22 protein-coding genes, 5 tRNA genes and 2 pseudogenes are annotated in these 26410 nt (G+C 37.2%); 24 read left to right on the plus strand and 5 right to left on the minus strand.

From position 1 onward, the window contains the following. The coding region (locus ON09_RS26010; RefSeq protein ID WP_010601080.1) for a hypothetical protein at positions 1–184 on the minus strand (184 nt) is incomplete at its 3' end. Between the two features lie 144 nt (positions 185–328). Here ON09_RS26010 and ON09_RS25170 point away from each other — a divergent pair. Next, positions 329–487 (plus strand): hypothetical protein, encoded by a 159-nt coding sequence (locus tag ON09_RS25170; protein ID WP_157258925.1) that lies wholly within the window; start codon positions 329–331, stop codon positions 485–487. On the opposite strand, the gene ON09_RS10790 is transcribed toward ON09_RS25170, so the two are convergent. After that, complete coding sequence (locus ON09_RS10790; protein ID WP_010601081.1) at positions 484–759, minus strand: hypothetical protein; 276 nt, start codon at positions 757–759, stop codon at positions 484–486. The two genes, ON09_RS25170 and ON09_RS10790, sit on opposite strands and share 4 nt — an antisense overlap. A gap of 126 nt (positions 760–885) precedes the next feature. Further along, positions 886–2076: a hypothetical protein gene (locus tag ON09_RS10795; protein WP_010601082.1), complete on the minus strand. Its 1191-nt coding sequence runs from the start codon at positions 2074–2076 to the stop codon at positions 886–888. Between the two features lie 323 nt (positions 2077–2399). Here ON09_RS10795 and ON09_RS10800 point away from each other — a divergent pair, with 323 nt between their 5' ends. Next, positions 2400–2813, plus strand: coding sequence for a GNAT family N-acetyltransferase (locus ON09_RS10800; RefSeq protein WP_010601083.1), 414 nt, complete (start codon positions 2400–2402; stop codon positions 2811–2813). Between the two features lie 298 nt (positions 2814–3111). Here ON09_RS10800 and ON09_RS10805 read toward each other — a convergent pair whose 3' ends face one another. Continuing rightward, entirely contained in the window at positions 3112–4863 is a 1752-nt protein-coding gene (locus ON09_RS10805) for a lysophospholipid acyltransferase family protein (RefSeq protein ID WP_010601084.1), read from the minus strand. 171 nt (positions 4864–5034) lie between these two features. Between ON09_RS10805 and ON09_RS10810 the strand changes: the two genes are divergently transcribed. Further along, entirely contained in the window at positions 5035–5856 is an 822-nt protein-coding gene (locus tag ON09_RS10810) for a ComEA family DNA-binding protein (RefSeq protein ID WP_162097941.1), read from the plus strand. A gap of 219 nt (positions 5857–6075) precedes the next feature. Continuing rightward, entirely contained in the window at positions 6076–7227 is a 1152-nt protein-coding gene (locus ON09_RS10815; protein WP_010601086.1) for an acyl-CoA dehydrogenase, read from the plus strand. A gap of 210 nt (positions 7228–7437) precedes the next feature. Here ON09_RS10815 and ON09_RS10820 read toward each other — a convergent pair whose 3' ends face one another. Continuing rightward, positions 7438–7812, minus strand: coding sequence for a hypothetical protein (locus ON09_RS10820; RefSeq protein ID WP_010601087.1), 375 nt, complete (start codon positions 7810–7812; stop codon positions 7438–7440). A gap of 166 nt (positions 7813–7978) precedes the next feature. On the opposite strand from ON09_RS10820, the gene rpsU reads away from it, so the two are divergent. The 20 genes and pseudogenes from rpsU (at position 7979) to ON09_RS10920 (ending at position 26353) form a co-directional block, all read left to right on the plus strand. After that, positions 7979–8173 carry a 30S ribosomal protein S21 gene (rpsU, locus tag ON09_RS10825; RefSeq protein WP_010601088.1) on the plus strand — a complete coding sequence of 65 codons (195 nt, stop codon included), beginning with the start codon at positions 7979–7981 and terminating at the stop codon, positions 8171–8173. A 158-nt stretch (positions 8174–8331) separates the two neighbouring features. After that, entirely contained in the window at positions 8332–9216 is an 885-nt protein-coding gene (locus ON09_RS10830; RefSeq protein ID WP_010601089.1) for a tyrosine-type recombinase/integrase, read from the plus strand. A 14-nt stretch (positions 9217–9230) separates the two neighbouring features. Further along, positions 9231–9578 (plus strand): ribosome hibernation-promoting factor, HPF/YfiA family, encoded by a 348-nt coding sequence (gene hpf / locus ON09_RS10835; RefSeq protein WP_010601090.1) that lies wholly within the window; start codon positions 9231–9233, stop codon positions 9576–9578. Positions 9579–9808: 230 nt separating this feature from the next. Further along, positions 9809–9881, plus strand: a tRNA-Thr gene (locus tag ON09_RS10840). 37 nt (positions 9882–9918) lie between these two features. Next, positions 9919–10001: transfer RNA gene (locus tag ON09_RS10845), tRNA-Tyr, on the plus strand. An 82-nt stretch (positions 10002–10083) separates the two neighbouring features. After that, a tRNA-Gly gene (locus tag ON09_RS10850) sits at positions 10084–10159 on the plus strand. A 72-nt stretch (positions 10160–10231) separates the two neighbouring features. Continuing rightward, a tRNA-Thr gene (locus ON09_RS10855) sits at positions 10232–10303 on the plus strand. A 119-nt stretch (positions 10304–10422) separates the two neighbouring features. Continuing rightward, a complete protein-coding gene (gene tuf / locus ON09_RS10860) occupies positions 10423–11610 on the plus strand; it encodes an elongation factor Tu (protein ID WP_010601091.1) in 1188 nt (395 codons plus the stop codon). A 56-nt stretch (positions 11611–11666) separates the two neighbouring features. Continuing rightward, positions 11667–11737 (plus strand) — tRNA-Trp (locus ON09_RS10865). 107 nt (positions 11738–11844) lie between these two features. Beyond that, positions 11845–12042 carry a preprotein translocase subunit SecE gene (gene secE / locus ON09_RS10870; RefSeq protein WP_010601092.1) on the plus strand — a complete coding sequence of 66 codons (198 nt, stop codon included), beginning with the start codon at positions 11845–11847 and terminating at the stop codon, positions 12040–12042. Positions 12043–12051: 9 nt separating this feature from the next. Next, entirely contained in the window at positions 12052–12591 is a 540-nt protein-coding gene (nusG, locus tag ON09_RS10875; protein WP_010601093.1) for a transcription termination/antitermination protein NusG, read from the plus strand. A gap of 255 nt (positions 12592–12846) precedes the next feature. Beyond that, positions 12847–13290, plus strand: a complete 444-nt coding sequence (rplK, locus tag ON09_RS10880; protein ID WP_010601094.1) for a 50S ribosomal protein L11 — start codon at positions 12847–12849, stop codon at positions 13288–13290. Positions 13291–13310: 20 nt separating this feature from the next. Continuing rightward, a pseudogene (rplA, locus tag ON09_RS10885) lies at positions 13311–14010 on the plus strand (50S ribosomal protein L1). A gap of 2 nt (positions 14011–14012) precedes the next feature. Beyond that, positions 14013–14534 (plus strand): 50S ribosomal protein L10, encoded by a 522-nt coding sequence (gene rplJ, locus ON09_RS10890; protein ID WP_010601096.1) that lies wholly within the window; start codon positions 14013–14015, stop codon positions 14532–14534. A 66-nt stretch (positions 14535–14600) separates the two neighbouring features. Beyond that, a complete protein-coding gene (rplL, locus tag ON09_RS10895; RefSeq protein WP_010601097.1) occupies positions 14601–14978 on the plus strand; it encodes a 50S ribosomal protein L7/L12 in 378 nt (125 codons plus the stop codon). Between the two features lie 157 nt (positions 14979–15135). Further along, positions 15136–18938: pseudogene (gene rpoB, locus ON09_RS10900) on the plus strand (DNA-directed RNA polymerase subunit beta). 80 nt (positions 18939–19018) lie between these two features. Continuing rightward, positions 19019–23305, plus strand: a complete 4287-nt coding sequence (rpoC, locus tag ON09_RS10905; RefSeq protein WP_010601098.1) for a DNA-directed RNA polymerase subunit beta' — start codon at positions 19019–19021, stop codon at positions 23303–23305. Between the two features lie 136 nt (positions 23306–23441). After that, the gene (locus tag ON09_RS10910) at positions 23442–23753 is read left to right on the plus strand and encodes a DUF3467 domain-containing protein (protein ID WP_010601099.1); all 312 of its coding nucleotides are present in this window, start codon (positions 23442–23444) and stop codon (positions 23751–23753) included. Between the two features lie 87 nt (positions 23754–23840). Further along, positions 23841–25067: an OmpP1/FadL family transporter gene (locus ON09_RS10915; protein ID WP_010601100.1), complete on the plus strand. Its 1227-nt coding sequence runs from the start codon at positions 23841–23843 to the stop codon at positions 25065–25067. Positions 25068–25078: 11 nt separating this feature from the next. Next, positions 25079–26353, plus strand: a complete 1275-nt coding sequence (locus ON09_RS10920) for an SGNH/GDSL hydrolase family protein (protein WP_029204277.1) — start codon at positions 25079–25081, stop codon at positions 26351–26353. Positions 26354–26410: the final 57 nt, after the last annotated feature.

The following is a 26410-nucleotide window of genomic DNA, read 5'->3' on the forward strand; positions in this document are numbered from 1 at the left end:
ATGTAGCGATTTTGATTTTCTTCGAAAGTTGTTTTGCAAATTTCTCGATCACGCTATCTGCTTTCTTTGCTTTGCCGTACTGGCTAACAACTTCATTAAATGCAAGGGCTAATTTTGATTCTAGTTCTTTTCGTAATTTTTTGCTTGTCGATTCAGATTTCGACCTGGATTTATTCTTTTTCATTTAACTCTTGGGGATTTCCCCAAAGATAGAAGATCAAGAAGTTAAATTAATATTATGATTATGTTAAGCAAGAAAATCGCAGTTAACATCAAGAATATTTAGGCATATATTTATAGTTGTTGATGATCACTAAAGATAAAAATCATGGGTATAAATCTGCCAGTTGTAATTGTAATTGTAGTAATCGTTGTTTTACTAATCGTCTTTTTGATCAAAAGAAATCAGGAAGACAAAACGAAATTTGAACAGGAGGTAATTGATTCTGAACGCCCTCCAGAGAAAGATGATAAAGAAAATCTTTAAAACCTACTGCCTTCAGCTACCTCACCACCCAAATCCAAAGTGTTTTGAAAAGCTTCCAGATAAGCCAACAAATGTCTTTCTGCATTGGCATAAGAAGTAAAGGTAGAGGCTGGCTCACTTTCATCAGCATTGCTTTTACTTTTGAAATATAAGCTAATCTGAAACTTGAAGCTATTCTCATCATTTATTGGTGAAAGAATCCTCGCCTTAACCGGATGGCCATGGATCTCAACAAAAAATTCTTTAATCACATTATAAATTACTGCTGACATAGGATTGTTTTTAGATTATTACTGATCATCGAAATCGAAAATAACTCAAAAGACCAACAGTTTTAGTTCCTTAGCAATAACATTACATTTTGTTAATATTGGCTTAATATCAGATTTTGCGAATGATTAGCGCTTAATAGGGTCATAAGCGTAAACGATTTCGTATGGCGTGTTTTTCAAATCAGAAGAAATTTGCCCGATTTTTAAATCCTGTGTTTGAGGAGTGGGTTCACAGAAAGAGTATTTCCTGTCTTTGTAAACGATAACATCTCCAACTGGCTTATCAAACTGAACGGCCATGGTGAGATGAGTGGGATAGAGCAGGGCAATCATCGGTAAATTGTATATTTCCTTTACCAAAAAGAAAAATAAAGCTGCCCTGTCATCACAGTCGCTGTATTTATTTAATAACGTTTGCTCAGGTGATAACCGTTTTTCTTTTCCGAAATTTAGCCCATCGTCTTCGTAAAGAAATGCATAACGGGTAAAGCGCATTAAATAATCAACACCTTTCTTCTGATCCATTTTTTTAACGTTTTCCTTTAAAATTGGAATTAAGGAGCCATAGGTTTCCCTGCTCAATGGAATGTTAAAGTAGCTGGCGTAATCCACTACCGGATAATTTTTAAACAGTGATTGAATTTCCTGGTTAACCTTTAGCTTGAAATGATAAACTTTTTGCCTATAACTGAATTGAACATCTTTATCCTCGTAATTTTCAGGCTTGAAATCAGGCATCCGGGTTACTTTGTATGAAAAAGAATTTATAGCCTCAGGTATTTTAATTTTAAGCGGGATGTAAACACTTTGTTGAAAAAGCTTTCCATAATCGTGATAATTTAAACACATGTACTTTTGCTTGTCGATCATAAAAAACGGAACATCGCTAATGTCTTCATCATTCCTGATGTAAAAAATCACTTGCTCGTTACCAATGGCGATTTTAGCGTCATATCCGCACTTACTTAATAAAAACCATTTGTAAAGTGTGTAACGGAAATAGTTCTCCGCCTTCGGACTTATCTCTTCGGCTGTTTTCCGGATGAGTTGATAATAAATCCAGTCGTTTAACTGATGTTTTATTTGGTAAGCCTGAAGGGATTGAATGAGCTTTTGCGGATTCGCCAAAACAATAGATTCATAAAATTTTATGGCTTCAGCCTTAGATGGGATTTTATTAACCGGAATATTTACCGAAGGATCAAGCTCGAAATTGAATGTGCCTTCGTAAAATTCAAAAGCATGTTGCTGCGCTGTTACTTTTATATTTAAAAGTAGCAAAGCGGCAAATAAAAAGCTTTTGATTAAAATTTTCATAGCAGGCTCACTAAAGCAAATGACTGGTAATTTTAAATTTACACCATATTAACTTAAAATCAACAATTTCTTTATGTGAAGGATTAGATATTGGCTTTACATTAAGTTAACATCAATTTTATCAAACCTCCAGAAAAATTAAAATAAGCTTAATTTAAATTTGGAAATTAAATTCAAAGTCTTACTTTTGCCAACGCAAGGGGTGAGAGCCTTGCATCACAATCATAAAGATTGAGAGCGTTAATTTAGATAAAGGTTACAACAGCGATTGTTGTAACCTTTTTTTGTTTATTTTAACTTACGCTGAACCTAAATCAAATTGAATGAATGCAATCAAAATTTCCATCGCTACTTCAACTGATTTCAAAATAATACAGGAAATTGGCAGAGAAACTTTTTATGAAACTTTTGCATCGGGCAATACTGAGGAGGTAATGCAGCAATATCTACAAACAAGTTTTAGTGCTGAAAAAGTTAAGACTGAATTGAATCATCCTAACTCATTATTTTTTATAGCCTGTGATCATCAAATTCCAATTGGCTATCTCAAAGTAAATATGAACGATGCGCAGACTGAGCTGCAGGAAAGCGACGCTTTAGAGATAGAGCGTATATATGTAAAGGCACATTATCATGGTAAAAAAGTTGGACAGCTGCTTTATGATCAAGCTGTAGAAATAGCTATGAAAAAAAATGAAAAAATCAATATGGCTAGGGGTGTGGGAGGAGAATCCTAAAGCGATTCGATTTTACGAAAAAAATGGTTTTGTGCCCTTCAGTAGGCATATATTTAAAATGGGTGATGAGGAGCAAACGGATATCATGATGCGAAAAATAATAGCCTAAGAAAATCAATCAATCGTTTTTACCCGGCTAAAATCTAAATCATTTATAAATTTTATAACGATTAGTTAATTTATTCTTAATAATGTAACCTCATATTTGCGCTATAAATATTTGGTTAGTATTTATAAAGTTTAGGTTAGTTGATAACAAAAATACCCAGATGGATGTCTGGGTATTTTTATTTAAAAGCTATAAATTCTTGCCAAGTTTTTCCAGCATCTCTGGTGGAATATTGTGTGTATCGACCACAAGGAAACCATCTAAACAATCAGAAAATTTCGGATCAATATTAAATGATATAATTTTTGCATTTAAATTCATGTATTGGCGCAATAATACAGGTATTTTAATGTGTGAATTTTCAATGTCGCCAATAATGCTATCCAAATCTTTAAACGATTCGCTGCTATCAACCAAAGTGTCGGTAGAAATGGGTAGTAAATCCGCCTTGAATTTATTTCTTGGTTTTACATATTTTGCCATTTCGTAATCGAAATGGTTCTTGGTAATATAATCTACAATCAGCGCTTTACTAAATTTCGAAAAACTGTTACTTATACTTACCGGACCAAACATATAACGATACTGCGGATTATCGATCAGATATTTTAAAATACCTTTCCATAATAAAAACAATGGAAGTGGTTTCCCTTGGTATTCCTTTCTAATCCATGATCTACCCAATTCTATTCCCTGCTTAAGCATCGGGTAGAATTGATCCTTCATTTTAAAAAGTTCTGAAAGGTAAAAGCCGCGGCGCCCCATACTTTCTAAAATCTCATCGCCTTTACCAATGCGATATGCACCTACAATGTTTTCGAGTTCCTTATCCCAAATAAAAAGGTGGTTATAATAAATATCGTAATTATCCAGATCGATTTTTTTGTTGGTTCCTTCGCCCACTTCGCGAAAAGTGATTTCTCTCAAACGACCAATTTCTCTTAAAATATTTGGGATTTTAAGAGTCGGAACAATATAAACTTCATAATTTTTTTCTGTCCAAACTCTAAAGTCTTCCAGTGTTTCTACTTCACCCTTAATTAAAACTCTCGAGGTTTCTTCAATAACTTCGGCAGGTTTTTTCTTAATCTTGAATAGCTTCAGTGGATTGAATAATCTTTTTTCCTCATCTAAACCTACGCCTAGTGCATAGGTGCGGGCTCGTAGAAAATCCATCAGCTTATTACTGCTGTTCATATGTGAAACCTCTGATGGCGCAATAGCCTTGCCGATTCTAACTTTAATGGTTAAACCTTGCTTATTCAAAAACTCTGAAGGAAGTTTTGCTGTGCGTAAAGTTGGATGAATAAAACTTAAGATGTTGAATAAAACACCGTTATTTCCATGAAAATATATAGGAACTACAGGAACCTTTGCTTTTGCTATTAGTTTACCTACCACCGGATGCCACATTCTGTCGGTAACCTGTTGTGCGTCTAGTTTAAAGGTAGATACTTCACCAGCAGGGAAAATCCCAATTGGCGTTCCATTTCTCAATAAATCAAACGTTGTTTTTAAACCACTGATGCTCGATGAATGTTGAACATTTTCAAAAGGATTTACGGCTACGAAAAATTCATCCAGATTAGGGATTTTCTTCAGAATAAAATTGACCATCACCTTGGCATCAGGGCGAACGGTGCACAATAGTTTAACCAAAGCAAGGCCTTCAACACCGCCATAAGGATGATTGGCAATGGCAATAAAAGGCCCCGTTTTCGGGATGCTTTTCAAATCATCATCATCAAATTCGATAGAAACACCAATCGTTTCCAGTATTTTATCTACAAACTCTAAGCCTTTAAAATGTTGGTTTTGAGCAAAAACGTCGTTGATGTCATTCAGTTTCATGATCTCCATCATCAAGCCTGCTAAACCTGGCACACCAAGTTTATCTATCTTGGTCGCTTTCGCAAACTCAGAGGTAGTTATGATCTTCATATAGTAATTCTTAGATTGTTGATAGCCAAAACCCGTGAGCTTTGCAATCCCAAAAATAAGATTTATATTTATAATACACACGTCATATCGCACATGAGAGTTTGGCTTAATAAACATTTTGGCTTCAGTAAAGGTGAATTCAATGGTTTGCTGGTTCTAATATTTTTGATCATGCTGTTAAAAGTCATACCTATTGTATATGATCACTTTCGTATTGTGGAGAAAGATGATCCAGGTTTGCTTGCTAAGATTAGGAAAATAGAAATAACTGATCAGCAAAATTTTAATTATACCAGAGATAGAATTGAAAGTACAAGCACTGGCAAAGTTGTAACGCTATTTAATTTCGACCCTAACCAACTGGATAGTGAAGGGTGGCAAAAATTAGGTTTATCTGCCAAGCAGGCGCAGGTTATTGTGAATTATACCCTTAAAGGCGGAAGATTTCGTAGGGTAGAAGACCTGGCAAAAATGTATACCATTTCGCCAGCCATGTATGATAAAATAAGGCCATTTGTGAGAATTGAAGATCAGCCTGACAATTTCAAAAAAACTGATTTTGTTTATGAGAAAAAAGAGTATGTGAAAAAAGCTCCGGTAATTGTAGATATTAATACGGCAGATTCTGCTCAGTTAGATGAAATAAAAGGGATAGGAGGAGCTTTTGCCAATCGAATTCTTAAATACAGGGAACGCCTGGGTGGGTTTTATAAGAAAGAGCAACTAATGGAAGTATATGGTTTAGATTCTGCCAAATACGATGAAATCAGAGATCAGATTACTTTGAGTCGCATTGATTTAAAAATTGTTAACATTAACACTGCTCAGTTTAACGATTTGAAGAGCAATCCATATCTATCTTACAAGCAGATAAATGCCATTATTCAGTATAGAAAACAACACGGGAACTACAATAATCCTTCGGATTTGAAAAAGATTGTTATTCTGAATCAGAAAATAATCGACCAAATCACACCATATATATCTTTTTAATGTTTCGTGGGATATTTTAATTTTTAACTTTCCCGCTTTGATAGCGGGGTTTTGGAAAAAAAATAAAAAAATCATTCCTTTATCAATTTGATAGGTCTCTCAATAGCCGATTGACTAATTGAACCAAATACCATTTCATTCTGTGCCGCTGCAAATATTTGATGGGAATGAACTATGAAATATTTGTTTATTATTGCCCATATCTACTAAATATAAACTATGAGCGTTAGCTTTAATTTTTCTGAAACAGAAACCCAGCAAAGTGTAAAAGCGATGGTTCGCGATTTTGCCGAGAAGAATATTCGTCCGAATATAATGGAGTGGGACGAAGCGCAACATTTTCCGGTGAATTTGTTCAAGCAGTTGGGCGAATTAGGATTAATGGGTGTTTTAGTGCCTGAAGAATACGGCGGTTCAGGACTAGGCTATCAGGAATATGTTGATGTAATTGTTGAAGTGGCGAGGGTTTGCGGCTCAATAGGATTATCCTTGGCAGCGCACAACTCGTTATGTACCGGCCATATTTTGGCTTTTGCAAACGAAGAGCAGAAACAAAGATGGCTGCCAAAATTAGCTACGGCAGAATGGATTGGCGCCTGGGGGTTAACCGAAGCCAATACCGGTTCTGATGCATTGAGAATGATGACAACTGCAGTTGAAGATGGCGACGATTACATTATTAACGGAGCAAAAAACTGGATTACTCACGGTAAAAGTGGAGACATCGCGGTGGTAATGGTGAGAACCGGTGAGCAAGGAAGTTCAAAAGGAATTTCTGCGATCGTGGTAGAACGTGGAACACCAGGCTTTTCAGCAGGTAAGAAAGAAAACAAACTGGGGATGCGGGCATCGGAAACCACAGAAATGATTTTTGATAACTGCCGTGTACCCAAAGCTAATCTACTGGGTAATGTTGGCGAAGGATTTAAACAAGCCATGAAGGTGTTAGATGGCGGTAGGATTTCGATAGCGGCTTTGGCTTTAGGAATTGCAAAAGGTGCCTTTGATGCTGCGGTTTCATATTCAAAACAACGTCAGCAGTTTGGTCAGCCAATTTCCAGTTTTCAGGCCATTAGTTTTAAGCTGGCTGATATGGCTACTGAAATTGAAGCGGCAGAGTTATTGATCCGTCAGGCTGCCGATTTAAAAAACAGACATTTACCTATGACGAAGGAGTCTGCAATGGCTAAATATTTTGCTTCTGAAGTTTCGGTAAAAGTTGCTACAGAGGCTGTGCAAATATTCGGCGGTTATGGTTATACCAAAGATTTTCCGGTAGAGAAATTTTATCGCGACAGCAAGTTGTGTACAATAGGAGAGGGGACTTCGGAGATCCAAAAGATTGTGATTGCCAGAGAAATATTAAATTAAGCTAAAAACCGAAAGGTTAAAGCGGAAAGTTAATCAGAAACAACAAACCAAATATATATTATGAGTAATCCGGAGGGCTTCGCTGCCTCCGGATTTTTTTTGAATAAAATTAAAAACCCATTTCCACGATAGAAGGTTTCTACTATGTACTATGTACTATGTACTATGTACTATGTACTATGTACTATGTACTATGTACTCCCGCTAAAGCTACTTCGCCGTCAGGATACTATCTACCACATAAACACTGAATCCACGCCAAGGCAACGAATTCTTGTATTCTTTATAGTGTAATTCGTAAAACTTGCCACTATTGGCCATCATTTTTTCAGCAATATCTTTATCAGAGATAGAGAACTCAAATTCGTTACTTTGTACAGTACCTGTTGTTCGCGATCGAATTCCACTCTGGATAATTTTGCCCTCATAAGTTTTAAAAATATATCCTTTCTTTACTACGTAGTTTAGCTCGCCTGCTTTTACGCCTTCGCCAAAAACGAAGAAGTAACGGTAGTAGCAAATTACTGCTAGCAAAAGAATCACTAAAACAGCGACTATTGAAATAACTTTTTTACTTGTTGTCATATCTTATAATGTATCAATAAAAGTAGTTAAAGAATGTAATAAATCAATTATTGCAAAGCACAAAAAATCTTTTTAAAAATCTTTCTCATTTTCAATTATTTGCTTACATTTGCAGCCCTGATAACATGGGAAATTTAAAAACCACGAGAGGAGGTATTTCAGCGTTATGATCATTATCAACATTAAAGACGGCGAATCATTAGATAAAGCCCTTAAACGTTTCAAGAAAAAGTTTGAAAAAACTGGTGTATTGAGAGAACTACGTAGTCGCCAAGCATACGAGAAAAAATCCGTTGCTCGTCGTACTGAAATTAAACATGCTGTTTACATTCAGAATATGAATCAAGATACAACTTCATAGTTGTTCACGATATAGTTATTATTGAAGTCCCGATCTTTAGATCGGGACTTTTTTGTTTTGTGCTCCATCGAAATCTTTACACTGAACAATTAATTAATGATTTCTTTATATCAAAACAATTTGTAACTTCATATTTGTACCGAGTAAGGAGATACTGAATGTTGCTAAAAAGCTTTATTACCTATTTAACTCACGAGAAGCGCTATTCTCCGCATACCATAATCTCCTATCAAACCGATTTGGATCAGTTTGAAGAATACATTGCCAATACGTTCGAAATCAGTTTTCCTGAAGTTAAACATACGCACATTAGAAGCTACATGGTTGATTTAATGGAGAAACAAACATCAGAATCTTCCATCAACAGGAAAGTATCAGCTTTAAGAAGTTTATATAAGTTTTTATTGCGGGAAGAAAAAGTGGAGCATAATCCCACTGTTTTAATTAAAGCGCCCAAAATCCCTAAACGCCTTCCGGTGTTTGTCGATTCGCAAAAAATGAATAATTTATTGGATGCTGAGCAATACTTTGATAACAGTTTTGCTTCAATCCGCGATCATCTGGTAATCGAATTATTATTTGGTACGGGTATGCGTTTAGCTGAACTTATTCAGTTAAAAGATATTGATGTAGATATGTATTCGGGCACAATAAAAGTTCTGGGTAAAAGGAATAAAGAGCGCATTATACCTATAAATAAACAGCTTACTAATCAGGTGGGTAACTATATTGAACAAAAAAAGTTGCAGAATTTTAGCAACAATTTGCTTAACTTAATCGTTACCAATACAGGTAAACCGGCGTATCCGAAGTTAATATACCGTATTGTAACCTTATACCTAAACCATATATCAACCAATGACAAAAAAAGTCCCCACGTATTGCGGCATAGTTATGCGACTACCTTGTTAAATTCCGGCGCAGATTTAAATGCTATTAAAGAACTTTTGGGTCATGCCAGTTTAGCGGCAACCCAGGTTTACACCCACAATTCAATCGAAAGATTAAAAACAATTTATAAACAAGCCCATCCAAAGGCGTAAAAAAAGGAGGAAAAATGAAAATCGGAGTTCAATCAATCCACTTCAGTGCAGACAGTAAGTTGTTAGACTTTATACAGAAAAAGGCAAATAAGCTGGATCAGTTTTTTGACCAGATCATTAGTGGTGAAGTGTATTTAAAATTAGAGAACGTAGAGGATGAAGCTAATAAAATAAGTGAAATTAAACTTATTGTGCCGGGTGGAACACTCTTCGCTAAAGAACAATGTAAATCATTTGAAGAGGCGACAGATTTAGCAATTGAGTCGTTAAGAAAACAAATCACCAAGCACAAAGAAAAAACTCGTGCAAAATTAAGCGAACACAAAGCAATTTTAAGTGAAAGCGAAGCATCTGATTATTAAGTGAATATTAATTTAAAACATAAATAAAGAGATAGCGAACAAAAAATGTTCGCTATTTTTTTTCAAATTTATTTTGAAGTGAAATATAAGTGTGTATATTTGCATTCCCTTTCGGAAAGGGCGTTATGCCAAGAAGAAAAGGTTAGTTCTTTTAAAAGATAAAAGTTTTTAAAAAACACGTTAATAGTATGAAAAATGAAGATTTTTCGTATCATTGCACAAAATTAAAAGCCTCCTTAGCTCAGCTGGTAGAGCAACTGACTTGTAATCAGTAGGTCATTGGTTCGATTCCGATAGGAGGCTCTTTTATTTTAAAGTGTTAGCATTTTAAAATAAAGTTGGGGAGATTCCAGAGCGGCCAAATGGGACAGACTGTAACTCTGTTATCGCAAGATTTCGAAGGTTCGAATCCTTCTCTCCCCACCGATTGATTTTAGATTAAAAGATTTTAGATTAACGGTTGAAATCAATCGTAATTCGTGAATCTGAAGTTGTGAATCGATAAGCGGAAGTAGCTCAGTTGGTAGAGCGATAGCCTTCCAAGCTATAGGTCGCGAGTTCGAACCTCGTCTTCCGCTCCAATAAAGTTGAGCAGTTCGCAATTAACAATTACAGTTACTTATAACTGGCAACTGAAAACTGTTAACTGAAAAGCCGAAGTAGCTCAGCGGTAGAGCACTTCCTTGGTAAGGAAGAGGTCGTGGGTTCAAGTCCCATCTTTGGCTCAGGTATAATAAAGCTTTGTTAAATCTGTTAGATATACAGAAGAGACAAGGTTTTTTGTGTTGAAATAACAAAAAATAAAAATAATAAAAAGTTAACCTACTAATTAGTTATAAATAAAATGGCAAAAGAAAAATTTGACCGCAGTAAACCGCACTTAAACATCGGTACAATCGGTCACGTCGATCACGGTAAAACAACTTTAACAGCGGCTATTACAAAAGTTTTGGCTGATGCTGGTTTAACTGAGGCACGTTCATTCGATTCAATTGACTCTGCTCCAGAGGAAAAAGAAAGAGGTATTACTATCAATACAGCTCACGTTGAGTATTCAACAGCTAACCGTCACTATGCACACGTTGACTGTCCAGGTCACGCGGATTACGTGAAAAACATGGTTACTGGTGCTGCTCAAATGGACGGTGCAATTATCGTTGTTGCTGCTACTGATGGTCCAATGCCACAAACTAGAGAGCACATCTTATTGGCTCGTCAGGTTGGTGTACCTTCATTAGTTGTATTCATGAATAAAGTGGATATGGTTGATGATCCAGAATTATTAGAACTAGTTGAAATGGAAGTTCGTGAATTATTATCTTTCTACGAATTCCCAGGTGATGATATTCCAGTAATCCAAGGTTCTGCATTAGGTGGATTAAACGGTGATGCTAAATGGGTTGGTAAAATCATGGAATTAATGGATGCTGTTGATAGCTACATTCCAATTCCTCCACGTTTAACTGATCTTCCTTTCTTAATGCCTGTTGAAGACGTATTCTCAATCACTGGTCGTGGTACTGTTGCTACAGGTCGTATTGAGCGTGGTGTAATCAACTCTGGAGATCCAGTTGAGATCTTAGGTATGGGTGCTGAGAACTTAAAATCTACAGTAACTGGTGTTGAGATGTTCCGTAAAATCTTAGATTACGGTGAAGCTGGTGATAACGTAGGTTTATTATTACGTGGTATTGAGAAAACTGATATCCGTCGTGGTATGGTAATCTGTAAACCAGGTTCAGTAACTCCTCACACTGATTTCAAAGCTGAGATCTATGTATTATCAAAAGCTGAAGGTGGTCGTCACACTCCATTCTTCAACAAATATCGTCCTCAATTCTATTTCCGTACTACAGACGTAACTGGTGAGATCTCACTAGCTGAAGGAACTGAAATGGTAATGCCAGGTGATAACGTTACAATCACTGTTAAATTAATTAACGCGATTGCAATGGAAAAAGGTCTACGTTTCGCTATCCGTGAAGGTGGTAGAACAGTAGGTGCTGGTCAGGTAACTGAAATCTTAGCTTAATTTTAAGCTGCAATAATATAAAAAGAGCTAGTTTAGGCTAGCTCTTTTTTATACACACGGGAATAGTTCAACGGTAGAATAGAGGTCTCCAAAACCTTTGATCAGGGTTCGAATCCTTGTTCCCGTGCTAAACATAATGATTGAGTTCCAGAATGAGTGAATGATTGAATTTGAAACTAAGTTTTCAAGTAATATCATTCACTCATTTACTCATTCACTCATTCAATATTTGATATGGCTAAAGTAGTTGAGTTTATAAAAGAATCATACGATGAAATGACAAGTAAGGTTACATGGCCTACTTGGGGAGAGTTGCAAAGCTCTGCGATTCTTGTTTTAGTAGCTTCTTTAATTATTGCATTGGTTATTTTTGCAATGGATAAAGGTTCTACATTTGTGTTAGATACTTTTTATAAATCACTTTCTAATTAATATTTACTAATGAGCGATCTAAAGTGGTACGTTGTAAGGGCGGTTAGCGGTAAAGAAAAGAAAGTAAAACAATACATTGATGCTGAGATCAGCCGTTTAGGTTTCTCTCATTTGGTTCCTCAGGTTTTAATACCGATGGAAAAATATTACCAAATGAAAGATGGTAAAAAGATTGCCAAAGAGCGTAACTTTTATCCTGGTTATGTTTTAATCGAGGCTACGTTGGATGGAGAGTTAGAGCACATCATCAAAGGAATTAACAGCGTAATTGGTTTCTTAGGCGATAAAGCCGGTAATCCAATTCCAATGCGTCAGGCAGAAGTGAACCGCATTTTAGGTGTGGTTGATGAGATGAGCGAGCAAGGCGAAACAATGAATGTTCCTTATTATGTTGGTGAAAACATTAAAGTAATGGACGGACCTTTCAACGGTTTCTCAGGTATTATCGAAGAGGTAAATGAAGAGAAGAAAAAACTAAAAGTAATGGTTAAGATTTTCGGTCGTAAAACACCATTGGAACTTAACTACATGCAGGTAGAAAAAGAATAAGCTGATCTACGATTTTAGATTTACGAATTACGATTTTCAAAATATAAGAAAAAGCTTTCCTCAAAAGGGAAAGCTTTTTTGTTTCTCGTATGATGTATCGAATTAATATTAAAAATATTTTTCCTAATCTATTGTAGTACTGTAAGATTATCCATATCTTTGCAGTCCTTTAGGCTTTATAGGAGCGGTAAGGAAAATAAATGTTACATGCTTCCAATATTTAACATTGAGTTTTAAATAAACAAAAAACACAAAATGGCAAAAGAAGTCAGTGCAATGATCAAATTACAGATCAAAGGCGGAGCGGCAAATCCATCGCCACCAGTAGGACCTGCATTAGGTGCTAAAGGGGTGAATATTATGGAGTTTTGCAAACAGTACAACGCTCGTACCCAAGATAAAGCAGGTAAAGTATTGCCAGTTGTAATTACTGTTTATGCTGATAAGTCATTCGATTTCATCATCAAAACCCCTCCGGTAGCTATCCAGTTAAAAGATGCTACTAAATTACAGAGTGGTTCTGCTGAGCCTAACCGTAAAAAAGTTGGGTCGGTGACCTGGGACCAAATTAAAGTTATTGCTGAAGATAAAATGCCTGATTTAAATGCATTTACAATCGAATCTGCAATGAGTATGGTTGCTGGAACAGCACGCAGTATGGGAATCACCGTTTCTGGTGACGCACCCTGGAACAATTAATTAAAAAACAGTTTACAACAGTGGCGAAATTAACTAAAAATCAAAAAAAAGGCACATGCTAAAATAGAAGCTGGTAAAGCTTATACTTTGAAGGATGCTGCTGCTTTGGTAAAAGAAATCACTACTACTAAATTTGATGCATCAGTTGATATTGATGTATCTTTAGGCGTAGATCCGCGTAAAGCCAATCAAATGGTACGTGGTATTGCTACTTTACCTCACGGTACAGGTAAAACTGTACGTGTTTTAGCTTTAGTAACTCCTGATAAGGAAGAAGAAGCAAAAGCAGCAGGCGCAGACTTCGTTGGTTTAGACGAGTATGTTGCTAAAATTGAAGGTGGTTGGACCGATGTAGACATTATTATCACTACACCAGCTTGTATGGCTAAGGTAGGTAAATTGGGCCGTGTTTTAGGTCCAAGGAACTTAATGCCTAACCCAAAATCAGGTACAGTAACTAACGAAGTTGGTAAAGCTGTAACTGAGGTTAAAGCAGGTAAGATTGATTTTAAAGTAGACAAAACGGGTATCATACACGCCTCGATAGGAAAAGTATCATTCCCAGCAGACAAAATTTATGAAAACGCACTTGAAATCATTCAGGTAATTTCTAAATTAAAACCATCTGCTGCAAAAGGAACTTATTTTAAAAGCATTCACGTGTCTTCTACAATGAGTCCTGGGATTGCAATTGAAACTAAATCAGTAGCGGGGATTTAATCATGAACAGAGAAGAAAAAAACGAAGTAGTTTTAGAACTACAAGGACAAATGCAAGAGTTTGGCAATTTTTATATTGCTGATACTTCTAGCCTTTCTGTTGAGCAGATCAATAACATCCGCCGCAAATGTTTCGAAGGTGATATCGTAATGAAAGTTGCTAAAAACTCTTTAATCCGCAAAGCGATTGAAGGTTTAGATGGCGATGCTTCTGAGATATACGAAGCGCTTAAAGGTTCATCATCATTATTATTCTCAAAGACAGCAAACGCTCCGGCTAAGTTGATTAAAACTTTGAGAAAAACTTCTGATAAACCTGTGCTTAAAGCGGCATACATAGATTCATCAGTATACGTTGGCGATGACCAATTGAATAACTTAGTAAGCTTGAAATCAAGAGAAGAGCTTATTGGCGATATCATTGGATTATTACAATCACCAGCTAAAAATGTTCTATCTGCGCTTCAATCAGGCGGTAGCAAAATTGCAGGAATTGTTAAAACTCTTCAGGAAAGAGAAGGTTAACGAACACCTTAAGTTCGCAAATTAAACAAAATTATTACACACGTAAATTTTTAAAATCTTAATAAAATGGCAGATTTAAAAGCGTTTGCTGAGCAATTGGTAAACTTAACAGTAAAAGAAGTTAATGAATTAGCTCAAATCTTAAAAGATGAGTATGGTATTGAGCCTGCAGCTGCTGCTGTAGTTGCTGGTCCTGCTGCTGGTGGTGATGCACCTGCTGCTGCTGCAGAAAAAACATCTTTTGATGTAATCTTAAAAGAAGCTGGTGGTCAGAAATTAGCAGTTGTAAAACTTGTTAAAGACTTAACTGGTTTAGGTTTGAAAGAAGCTAAAGACTTAGTTGACGGTGCACCAAAAGAATTAAAAGCTGGTGTTGCTAAAGACGAAGCAGAAGCTCTTAAAAAACAATTAGAAGAAGCTGGAGCAGTAGTTGAAATTAAGTAATCACTTAATTTAGCTAAGCTAAAAATGTATTAGACACCGACTGAAAATGTCGGTGTCTTTACCTGTTTATAAACATCTCATTTTGTTTGGTTAATGAGCATGTTTGAAATCCGAACCAAACAAATAGTTTATTCTTAAACTAAAATCTTTTAGTCCATTGGCAAAGACAGTCGAACAAAGAGTAAATTTTGCAACTAGTAAGCACATTATAGACTATCCGGATTTTCTGGATGTGCAATTGCAATCATTCAGAGAATTTTTCCAGATAGATACCACATCAGACGATCGCTCTAGCGAAGGTTTGTTTAAAGTGTTTGCTGAAAACTTTCCAATAACAGATTCAAGAAATATCTTCGTATTAGAGTTTCTTGATTATTTTGTTGATCCGCCACGTTACGATATACATGAGTGTATTGAGCGTGGATTAACCTACAATGTTCCATTAAAAGCAAAGCTTAAGCTTTCTTGTAACGATGTTGAACATGAAGACTTTGAAACCATTATTCAGGATGTGTATTTAGGTACAATCCCGTATATGACACCAAAAGGTACATTTGTTATCAACGGTGCAGAACGTGTTATCGTTTCGCAATTACACCGTTCTCCAGGCGTGTTCTTCGGCCAAAGCCGTCACACTAACGGAACCAAATTGTATTCAGCACGTGTTATTCCTTTCAAAGGTTCATGGATCGAGTTTGCTACTGACGTGAACAACGTGATGTATGCTTACATCGATCGTAAGAAAAAATTCCCGGTTACCACTTTATTACGTGCTATCGGTTACGATTCTGATAAAGACATCTTAGAACTTTTTGATCTTGCTGACGAAGTAAAAGTTAGTAAATCAGGTTTAAAGAAATATATCGGTCGTAAACTAGCGGCAAGAGTTTTAAAGAAATGGGTTGAAGATTTTGTAGATGAAGATACAGGTGAAGTAGTTTCTATCGACCGTAATGAAGTGATTCTTGAGAGAGAAACCGTTTTAGAAGACGAACACATTGATATGGTGATCGAAGCTGGCGTGAAAAGCATTATCTTATCGAAAGAGGATGGCGCTAGTCAGGCAGATTATACCATTATTTATAATACATTACAAAAAGATACCTCTAACTCAGAGAAAGAAGCTGTTGAAAACATCTATCGTGCTTTGCGTAACGCAGAACCACCTGATGAGGAAACTGCTCGTGGTATCATTGATCGTTTATTCTTCTCGGATAAACGTTACGATTTAGGTGATGTTGGTCGTTACCGCATCAACCGTAAATTGAAAATGAATACCCCTGATGAGGTAAAAGTTTTAACAAAAGCAGATATTATTGCGATTGTTAAATATCTGATCAAATTGATCAATTCAAAAGAAGAAGTGGATGATATCGATCACTTATCAAACCGTCGTGTACGTACGGTAGGTGAGCAATTATACGCACAATTCGGTGTTGGTTTAGCCCGTATGGCTAGAACAATCCGTGAGCGTATGAACATTCGCGATAATGAGGTGTTTACACCGACTGATTTGATTAACGCCCGTACGTTATCATCAGTAATCAACTCTTTCTTTGGTACAAACCAGTTATCTCAGTTCATGGATCAAACGAATCCGTTAGCAGAGATCACGCACAAACGCCGTTTATCAGCATTAGGCCCAGGTGGTTTATCACGTGAGCGTGCTGGTTTCGAGGTACGTGACGTTCACTACACGCACTACGGTCGTTTATGTACAATTGAAACACCTGAAGGACCAAATATTGGTTTGATTTCATCACTTTGTGTGCATGCAAAAATCAATAATTTAGGTTTCATCGAAACACCATACAAACGTGTTGAAGATGGTAAGGTAGTTGTTGATTCAGACGTTATTTATTTATCTGCAGAAGATGAAGATGGTAAAACCATCGCTCAGGCAAATGCAGAATATGATGATAAAGGTAATTTCATCACACCACGTGTTAAAGCACGTTATGAAGGTGACTTCCCGATCATTGAGCCTGAGAAATTAGACTTAATGGACGTTGCGCCTAACCAGATTACTTCAATCGCTGCTTCGTTAATTCCGTTCTTAGAACATGATGATGCGAACAGGGCTTTGATGGGATCGAACATGCAACGTCAGGCCGTACCTTTGTTACGTCCTGAAGCGCCAATCGTTGGTACAGGTTTGGAAGGTCGCGTTGCCCGTGACTCAAGAACTTTGATCAATGCTGAAGGTAACGGTGTTGTAGAATATGTAGATGCTAACGAAATCACGATTAAATATGAGCGTAACGAAGATGATCGTTTAGTTTCATTTGAAGGTGATAGCAAAACTTATCGTTTAATTAAGTTCAAAAAACCAACCAGAATACTTGTATCAACTTAAAGCCAATCGTTAAGAAAGGTCAGAAAGTTACTAAAGGACAAGTGCTTTGCGAGGGTTATGCAACTGAAAATGGCGAGTTGGCATTAGGTAGAAACTTGAAAGTGGCTTTCATGCCTTGGCAAGGTTTCAACTTTGAGGATGCGATTGTAATCAATGAGCGTATTGTTCGTGATGACGTTTTCACTTCATTGCATATTGAAGAGTTTGAATTAGAAGTGCGTGATACTAAACGTGGAGAAGAGGAATTAACACCAGATATCCCGAATGTTTCTGAAGAGGCTACAAAAGACCTTGACGAAAATGGTATTATCCGTATCGGTGCTGATGTAAAAGAAGGTGACATTTTAATTGGTAAGATTACTCCAAAAGGTGAGTCTGATCCATCACCGGAAGAAAAATTACTACGTGCAATCTTTGGTGATAAAGCAGGTGATGTTAAAGATGCGTCTTTAAAAACTCCTCCTTCTATCCAGGGTGTAGTAATTGATACTAAATTATTCAGCCGTGCTAAGAAAACTACAAAAGCTGAAGAGAAATCGGCAATTGAGAAATTAGACAAAGGATATAACAATATCACTGAGAAATTAAAAGCAGAATTAGTAGATAAATTATTCACGATTGTAAACGGAAAAACATCTCAGGGTGTATTTAACATTTACAAAGAATTATTAGTAGCTAAAGGTGCTAAATTTACTCAGAAAATTTTAGCAGATCTTGAATTTGCGCACATCAGCCCTAACAAATGGACTACTGATGATGACAAAAACGAGATGATTAAAATGTTGCTTCACAACTACGGTATCCGTGTTAACGAAGAACTTGGAGCTTACAAACGCGATAAATTCGCAATCAGTGTAGGTGATGAGCTTCCATCGGGAATTGTACAAATGGCAAAAGTTTATGTAGCTAAAAAACGTAAATTAAAAGTAGGTGATAAAATGGCGGGTCGCCACGGTAACAAGGGTATTGTTGCACGTATTGTACGTGATGAAGATATGCCTTTCTTAGCTGATGGTAGCCCTGTTGATATCGTGTTGAACCCACTGGGTGTACCTTCACGTATGAACCTTGGCCAGATCTACGAAACCGTATTGGCATGGGCCGGTAAAGAATTGGGTGTGAAATTCGCAACTCCGATTTTTGATGGTGCTACGCATGATGAGGTTGAAGAGTGGATTGCTAAAGCAGGTGTTCCAGCTTCAGGAAAAACTTACTTATACAATGGTTTAACTGGTGAGCGTTTCGATCAGACTACAACTGTAGGTATTATCTACATGTTGAAATTAGGTCACATGGTTGATGATAAGATGCACGCCCGTTCAATCGGACCATACTCATTGATTACACAACAACCATTGGGTGGTAAAGCCCAGTTTGGTGGTCAGCGTTTTGGTGAGATGGAGGTTTGGGCATTAGAGGCATTCGGTGCTGCTAATATTCTCCAAGAAATCTTAACCGTTAAATCGGATGATGTTATTGGAAGAGCCAAAACTTACGAAGCCATTGTTAAAGGTGAAAACCTACCAACTCCAGGTGTTCCAGAATCGTTTAACGTATTGGTACATGAGTTACGCGGTTTAGGTTTAGATATTACGTTAGACTAAAGTATAAAGTTAAAAGTTGAAAGTTTAAAGCTTCGGCTACTTTCAACTTTGCACTTTTAACTTTTAACTCAAAAAAGCATATGTCTTACAAAAAGGATAATAAATTAAAAAGCAATTTCACATCAATCACGATTAGCTTATCGTCTCCGGAAATTATTTTGGAGCGCTCAAGCGGTGAGGTGTTGAAACCGGAAACCATTAACTATCGTACTTACAAACCAGAACGTGATGGTTTGTTCTGCGAGCGTATCTTTGGTCCGGTAAAAGATTACGAATGTCATTGCGGTAAATATAAACGTATCCGTTATAAAGGAATCGTTTGTGATCGTTGTGGTGTTGAGGTAACGGAGAAAAAAGTACGTAGAGAACGTATGGGACACATCGCTTTGGTGGTTCCAGTTGCGCATATCTGGTATTTCCGTTCTTTACCGAACAAAATCGGTTATTTATTAGGTTTGCCTACTAAAAAATTAGATTTAATTATCTATTACGAGCGTTATGTAGTTATCCAATCAGGCTTAATGGCCGAGGAAGGTATCAATTATATGGACTTCTTAACAGAGGAAGAATATTTAGATATCTTAGATAAATTACCTAAAGAGAACCAGTACTTAGACGATAAAGATCCTAATAAATTCATCGCCAAAATGGGGGCTGAAGCATTAGAAGATTTATTAAAACGTATTGATTTAGATACTTTATCTTATGATCTACGTCACCAGGCTGCTAATGAAACTTCTCAACAACGTAAAAATGAGGCTTTAAAACGTCTACAGGTTGTTGAAGCTTTCCGTGGTGCGAATACACGTATCGAGAATCGCCCTGAGTGGATGATTGTTAAAATCGTTCCGGTTATTCCACCAGAATTACGTCCTTTAGTTCCATTAGAAGGTGGCCGTTTTGCTACTTCAGATCTAAATGATTTATACCGTCGTGTAATTATCCGTAACAACCGTTTAAAACGTTTGATCGAGATTAAAGCACCAGAGGTAATTTTACGTAACGAAAAACGTATGTTGCAGGAAGCTGTAGATTCGTTATTCGATAACTCACGTAAAGTTAACGCGGTTAAAACTGAAGGTAACCGTGCTTTGAAATCACTTTCAGATATCTTGAAAGGTAAACAAGGTCGTTTCCGTCAGAACTTATTAGGTAAACGTGTGGATTATTCTGCTCGTTCGGTAATTGTTGTAGGGCCTAGCCTTAAATTACACGAGTGTGGTATTCCTAAAGATATGGCTGCTGAGCTTTACAAACCGTTCATTATTCGTAAGATGATTGAGCGTGGAGTGGTAAAAACAGTTAAATCTGCTAAGAAAATCGTTGATAGAAAAGATCCACTAGTTTGGGATATCTTAGAAAATGTATTGAAAGGCCACCCGGTATTATTAAACCGTGCACCTACATTACACAGATTAGGTATTCAGGCTTTCCAGCCAAAATTAATTGAAGGAAAAGCGATTCAGTTACACCCATTGGTTTGTACTGCATTCAACGCCGATTTTGATGGTGACCAGATGGCTGTCCACTTACCGTTAGGTAATGCAGCAATTTTGGAAGCCCAGGTATTGATGTTGGCCGCACATAACATCTTAAACCCTGCAAACGGTACGCCAATTACAGTACCTTCTCAGGATATGGTTTTGGGTCTTTATTATATTACTAAAGGCCGTAGAACAGATGATACTAGAGTGGTTAAAGGTCAGGATTCTAATTTCTATTCTCCAGAAGAAGTAATTATCGCTTACAATGAGAAAGAATTAGATCTTCATGCTTTCATTAAAGTAAGAGTAAATGTTAAGCAAAGCGATGGTTCTATCGTTAATAAATTAACAGAAACAACTGTTGGTAGAGTATTATTTAACCAGTTGGTACCTGAAGAAGTTGGTTATATCAATGAATTGTTAACTAAAAAATCGTTAAGAGATATTATCGGTGAGGTAGTTAAGATGACAGGTATGGCCCGTGCTTCTCAATTCTTAGATGATATCAAAGAATTAGGTTTCAAAATGGCTTTCCAGGGAGGTTTATCGTTCAACTTACAAGACGTAAACATTCCGGTAGAGAAACATACTTTATTAGAGCAGGCAGCTGCTGAAGTTGAAGAGGTAAGAAACAACTATAACATGGGTTTCATTACCAACAACGAACGTTACAACCAGATTATCGATATCTGGACCCGTATCAACAACAGGTTGACTACTTTCGTTATGACTCAATTATCTTCGGATAACCAAGGTTTTAACTCAGTTTACATGATGCTTGATTCAGGTGCACGTGGTTCTAAGGAGCAGATTCGTCAGCTTTGCGGAATGCGTGGTTTGATGGCGAAACCTCAAAAATCAGGTTCAGGTGGTGATATCATTGAAAACCCAATTTTATCAAACTTTAAAGAAGGTTTATCAGTATTAGAGTACTTTATCTCTACTCACGGTGCCCGTAAAGGTTTGGCGGATACGGCGTTAAAAACGGCGGATGCGGGTTACTTAACCCGTCGTTTACATGATGTTGCTCAGGATATGATTGTTAACGATAATGACTGTGGTACTTTAAGAGGTATGTATACTACCGCTTTGAAAGATCAGGAAGATATCGTTGAGCCATTATTTGATAGAATTTTAGGTCGTACTTCACTACATGATGTATACAATCCTTTGGATAATACATTATTAGTAGGAGCTGGCGAAGATATCAATGAAGAAGTTGCCAAATTGATCGAAGAATCACCTTTGGAAGGAATTGAAATTCGTTCAGTACTAACTTGCGAATCTAAACGTGGTGTTTGTGCATTATGTTATGGTCGTAACTTAGCGTCTGGTAAACGTGTTCAAAAAGGTGAGGCAGTTGGCGTAATTGCTGCACAATCAATCGGTGAGCCGGGTACACAGTTAACACTTCGTACCTTCCACGTGGGTGGTACTGCATCAAACATTGCTGCAGAATCAAACATCGTAGCTAAGTTTGATGGTGTGATCGAATTTGAAAACATCCGTACGGTAGATACTCAAACTGAAGAAGGTACAGTACAAGTTGTGTTAGGCCGTTCAGGTGAGTTCAAAATTGTTGAACCAGGTACAGGTAGAGTGATCGTAACGAACAATATCCCTTATGGTGCTTTCTTATTCGTAAAAGAAGGTGATAAGTTATCAAAAGGCGATAAAATTTGTTCATGGGATCCATACAACGCGGTTATTCTTTCGGAATTTGCCGGTAAAGCACAATTTGATGCGATTATTGAAGGTGTTACCTTCCGTGAAGAATCAGATGAGCAAACTGGTCACCGTGAAAAGGTAATTATCGATACACGTGATAAAACTAAAAACCCTTCAGTTCAAATCGTTGACAAGAAAGGTGAATTTATCAAAGGTTATAACATTCCGGTAGGTGCGCACGTTTCAGTTGATGAAGGTGAAACAATTCAAACTGGTCAGATTATCGCTAAAATTCCTCGTGCAACTGGTAAAACCCGAGATATTACAGGTGGTTTACCTCGTGTAACTGAGTTATTTGAAGCACGTAATCCTTCAAACCCAGCAGTAGTAACTGAGATTGACGGTGTGGTAACTTTGGGTGGTGTTAAACGTGGTAACCGTGAAATTACTATCGAATCGAAAGATGGTGAAGTTAAAAAATATCTTGTTCCATTGTCTAAACACATCCTTGTTCAGGATAATGACTTTGTGAAAGCGGGTATGCCTTTATCAGATGGTTCAATTTCTCCGGCAGATATTTTATCAATTAAAGGTCCGGCAGCGGTTCAAGAATACTTAGTAAATGGTATTCAAGAGGTTTACCGTTTGCAAGGTGTGAAAATTAACGATAAACACTTCGAGGTAATTGTTCACCAGATGATGCAGAAAGTTCACATCGAGGATCCAGGTGATACTATTTTCTTAGAAAATAACGCTGTAGACCGTTGGGATTTTGCAGAAGAGAACGATGCGATGTACGACAAAAAAGTTGTAGAAGATGCAGGTGACTCAACTGATTTAAAACCAGGTCAAATTGTTTCGTTACGTAGATTAAGAGATGAGAATTCTCAATTGAAGCGTAAGGATTTAAAACAGATCACTGTTAGAGATGCAAGGCCAGCAACTGCAAGTTCTATCTTACAAGGTATTACGCGTGCATCATTAGGTACTAAATCGTTCATTTCTGCGGCTTCGTTCCAGGAAACTACGAAAGTGTTAAATGAGGCGGCAATTGCAGGTAAACGCGATAACATGTTAGGCTTGAAAGAAAATGTGATCGTTGGTCACTTAATTCCTTCAGGAACGGGTGTACGTGGTTACGAAAGAATCATTGTTGGTTCTCAGGAAGAGTACGATAAATTATTGGCTTCGAAACAAGAAGAAGTAGAAGCATAATAACAATCATATTTTTTGAAAGGGCTGTTTCATTAGTTTGAAACAGCCCTTTTTTTGTTTAATATTTTTTACTCTTGCCGATAAAATATTAACTTTAATCGCTCTATTTAAGAACAGTGCAAAAATTTACCACATTATGGAAGAACAACAGAACGAGAATCAGCTAAACATAGAGCTATCAGAAGAAATCGCTGAAGGGATTTTTTCAAACCTTGCTATCATTACGCACTCTAATACTGAATTTGTATTAGATTTTATCCGTGTAATGCCGGGAATCCCTAAAGCCAAAGTAAAATCGAGAATTATTTTAACCCCAGAACACGCTAAACGCCTGTTAACTGCTTTAGATGATAACATTCAAAAATTCGAAGCAGTAAACGGCAGAATTAAAACACAAGAGGAGCCACCTTTTCCAATGGGTTTCGGCGGGCCAACGGCTCAGGCATAATTTTTTTAAAGTATCACCATAATTCTTAAAAACAAATTTTTGCCTACTATGTTAGCATAGTAAGCGTTTGTGCTATAACCATATATAATGATGAAAAAACTTTTATTGAGCGCATTACTTGCTGCACCACTGTGGGTTTTGGGGCAGGGTTTTCAGGTTAATTTACAGGGACAGAAGCAAATCGGAATGGCTGGTGCCGGTTCGGCACTTGCATTGGATGAAGCATCAGTGTTTTTCAATCCTGGTGCTGTATCTTTTCTGGAGAAAAACTCCATTTCAGCAGGGGTAAATCCACTTCTTTTTAAATCTGCCTTTCAGCAAAACGGATCAAATATTACAGAGCATGTAAAAAATAAAATCGCTCCGCCTTTTGAGGCTTATGCGGTTTGGGGACCAAAATCAAATAAATGGAAACTAGGTTTAGGCGTTTACACACCATTTGGCGGTTTGGTTGATTGGGGAAATGAATGGTCAGGAAGATATGCACTTACGTCTTTAAATTTAAAGGCTATTTATTTTCAGCCAACTTTAAGCGTTAAAATTACTGACCGCATTGGTATTGGTGCAGGTTTTGTTTACAATCATGGCGATGTTAACTTACAAAGAGCTCTTCCGGTAAATTATGCTGACGGTCGATCAGGACATGCTACTTTGGAAGGAACGGGTAGCGGCTATGGCTGGAACGCTGGTTTATATATTAATACATTAAGTAATATTACTTTTGCCGTTGTACACAAATCGAAAGTGGTGACTAAATTAAATGATGGAACTGCAACTTTTGATGTTCCTGAATCACTTAGATCTTCTTTTCCTGCAGGCAACACATTCAATGCTGAATTGCCTTTACCATCTACAACAACTTTAGGAATAGGTATTCCACTTTCGCAAAGTACAACTTTGGCATTTGATGCCAGTTGGGTACAGTGGCGAGTTTATGAAGAACTGGCATTTGATTATGCTGTGAATACGCCAGTTCTAGCCGATACCAGGTCGGCCCGCAATTATCGCGATGGCTCTTCGTTTAAATTAGGGGTGAATCACAAAGCATCAGAAAAATTAGCACTTAGAGCTGGGATTGGATATGCATTTTCTCCTGTTCAAGACGGCTATGTAACACCGGAAGCACCAGATGCAGACCGTTATATTTTGAGTGCTGGTGTAGGATATGCACCAACCAGTCGCTTTGAAGTAAATGCATCGTTTTTCTTTGAAGATGTTAAATCGCGTAAGCAAAAAAATATTGAAACTGGTTTAGATGGAACATTTAAAACTTTGGTTTATGCTCCTGGGCTTTCACTAACTTATAAATGGTAGGAGAAATTTACATGAAAAAATATATATTAAACAGCTTCTTTGCTGCCGTTTTACTTTTCGCAGCGTCTTGTAAACCAGAAATTGATACACCTGCGGGTACAAGCGCTGGTCAGGCAAATTTTGGTAAATACATTTCGGTTGGGAATTCGTTAACTGCTGGTTTTGCAGATGGCGGATTATATCTAGAAGGGCAAAAGGTAGCTTACCCAAATTTACTGGCAGCTCAAATGGCATCAGTAGGAGGGGGAACATTTACTTCTCCGTTTTTTGCAGATGCACAGGCAAATGGATCGGGATATTTGAATCTTTCGGCTTTAGTGAATGGTAGTCCGACTTTGTCAAATGTGACTACAAATTTAGCCTATCGGGATGCTACCCATTTAGCAAAATATTCAGGAGAGATACAAAACCTTGGTGTTCCGGGAATGCGTGTGGATTTAGCCTTCGCTGCGCCATATAGCGCTGCAAATATGTACATGGAACGTTTGCTTACTGATAGCCAGGTAGGTACAACTACTTATTTCCAGTTTATCCAAGGTAGAAATCATACTTTTTTCTCTTTGTGGTTAGGTAATAACGATGCATTAGGCTGGGCAACGAACGGTGGGGTAACTACCGATGCAACAAATGTGCTTACTGATAAAGCAACTTTCTCGATGTTATTTTCTAATCTTGTTAATGCGTTAACAGCCGGAGGTCAAAAAGGTGTAGTGGGTACTATTCCTGATGTTACTGCTGTTCCATACTTCAATACAGTGACTGTTCCAGCGTTGTTAGCGGCGGCAAAAGCCATCAATCCGGCGGCGGTTGCGGTGTTTATTCAAACCGCAACTGGTGTAAGGGCAGCCACGAGTGAAGATTTAATCCGTTTACCATTTCAATCAGCAGGATTATTTGGAACAGGGACTATTCCTTATGGTTTGGATCCAAGAAATCCGATAGCAAATAACTGGGTGCTCGATAAGGATGAAGTGATCAGAGTGAAAGATTATGTAAACAGCTACAATAGTACAATTAAATCGTTGGCCAATAGTAAAGGTTTAGCAATTGCTGATACTTACACTTATTTGAATTTAGTAAAGGCCGGCGTTGCCATTCAAGGCATCAATATCAATTCTGCATTTATTACTGGCGGTGCTTTTTCTTTGGATGGTGTGCATTTAACACCTCGTGGAAATGCGGTGATCGCTAATGTTTTTATTGATGCAATCAATGGTAAGTACGCATCTACGATACCAACAATCGATATTGCAAAATACAGAGGCGTTAAATTTCCAGATAAATAGTCAGAAATAAACCTATAAAAAAAGGGATTCATCAATGTGAATCCCTAGTGTGTACGT

The sequence above is a fragment of the Pedobacter agri PB92 genome (assembly GCF_000258495.1).
Classification (GTDB): Bacteria; Bacteroidota; Bacteroidia; order Sphingobacteriales; family Sphingobacteriaceae; genus Pedobacter; species Pedobacter agri.